Raw genomic sequence first — 593 nt, forward strand, 5'->3', positions numbered from 1 at the left:
TTCTGGACGATTACCCATTTTGTAAGACGGCTGCTGAACAAGGATTTTGATGAAATTACAAAACACCAGGAAATCTCCATTCTTTTTGCAGGAGCAGTAGGAGCATTATGCTTTACTTTTTCAGATACTTTCTGGTTTTCTGCTGTAGAAGGAGAGGTATATTCTATGGCTTCTATGTTTATTGCTTTACTCGTTTGGCTCATTACCAAATGGGAAAATGAATACCTGGCGAAAGACAGCGAAAGATGGATCATCCTTATTTTCTTTGTATTAGGACTTTCAGTAGGGGTTCATATGATGGGGATGCTTGCAGTTCCGGCGGTATGTCTGGTATACTATGCAAGAAATTATAAATTTACCTGGAAAAACTTTATCTGGGCCAACGCAATCACACTGGGAATTCTGATCATTGTTTTCAAAATTATCTTCCCATTGATCATGACGATGTTCGGAAGACTGGAAATATTCTTTGTCAACGGGCTTGGACTTCCTTTCCATTCAGGAACGATAGTAGCATTTATTCTGATGGTTGTAATATCTTATCTCCTGATTAAATATGCCAGAAGAGCAAAGAAAAATATATATCAGACGGC

1 protein-coding gene is annotated in these 593 nt (G+C 38.1%); it reads left to right on the forward strand.

What is annotated here, in order from left to right:
• On the forward strand, positions 1–593 hold a 593-nt coding region (locus DRF61_RS22475; RefSeq protein WP_157963432.1), incomplete at both ends, for a glycosyltransferase family 117 protein.

The organism is Chryseobacterium lathyri, assembly GCF_003290185.1.
Taxonomy (GTDB): Bacteria; Bacteroidota; Bacteroidia; order Flavobacteriales; family Weeksellaceae; genus Chryseobacterium; species Chryseobacterium lathyri.